This is a genomic window from Acinetobacter sp. UBA6720, assembly GCF_002454215.1.
Taxonomy (GTDB): Bacteria; Pseudomonadota; Gammaproteobacteria; order Pseudomonadales; family Moraxellaceae; genus Acinetobacter.
In genome coordinates this window covers 1,628-2,532 of record NZ_DKIK01000020.1, presented here as the reverse complement: position 1 = coordinate 2,532, position 905 = coordinate 1,628, and the positions used below count along the sequence as shown (strand labels likewise).

The window sequence follows — 905 nt, the reverse complement described above, 5'->3', positions numbered from 1 at the left end:
GCATACACATCAATCACAACGGCCTGATCTTTGGGTGCGTTGGCTAGAATCCGCTCAAAATCAGCAGCGGTTGTTGCGACATGCCACTCTGCTAATTTATCTGCCTGAACTGCGCTTAAATTTTGAATATGTTGATATTGGTTAAAAGCTAAAAACGGAACTGAGATCATCAGCAACAATGCATATAACCACTGTAATTGCCCTTTCTTCACAAACAGACGATATATCGCGAAACCAATAAATGCCATGCCCAATACAAGACTAAGTATTTGAATCGCTAATTCAGGTAATAACGGACGGATAAAATAAATACTTAACGCCAACATCAAAAAGGCAAAAATCACCTTAATTTGATGCATCCATTCCCCTGCTTTCGGTAGTACCTTTGCACCTAGAACACTGGCAAGCAGTAATGGAATACCCATACCAAATCCCAAGGTGAATAATAGTAGAGCACCTTGCCACTGATTTTGCGTTTGTGAAATAAAGAGTAATGTACCCGCTAAAGGTGCAGTCATACACGGACCGACTAACAATGCGGAGATCATGCCCATGATACTTGCACCAATCAAGGTGCCACCTTGTTGCACTGACTGCATTTGGTCGAGGCGATTCACCCATTTCTGTGGCAGTTTCAATTCAAATAGACCAAACAGATTTAAAGCGAATACAACGAACAATAGACTAAATGCAACTAATGTCGCAGGTTGCTGTAACCATCGTTGGAAATTTAGCCCTGCCACAGAGGCAATTAAACCCAATACGGCATAGACCATTGCCATACTAAATACAAAAGTAAGTGCAATCGTCCACGCTTTAACGCCTTTATGTTCACGAACAATCAATGAGGTCAAAATCGGCAACATTGGTAAAGAACACGGCGTAAATGCCAATAAAATTCCTAA

General features: G+C 41.2%; 1 protein-coding gene. It reads right to left on the bottom strand.

All coding sequences use genetic code 11. From position 1 onward, the window contains the following. Positions 1-905: cytochrome c biogenesis protein CcdA (locus B4F08_RS02145; RefSeq protein WP_291372842.1), on the bottom strand; the 905-nt coding region annotated here is incomplete at both ends.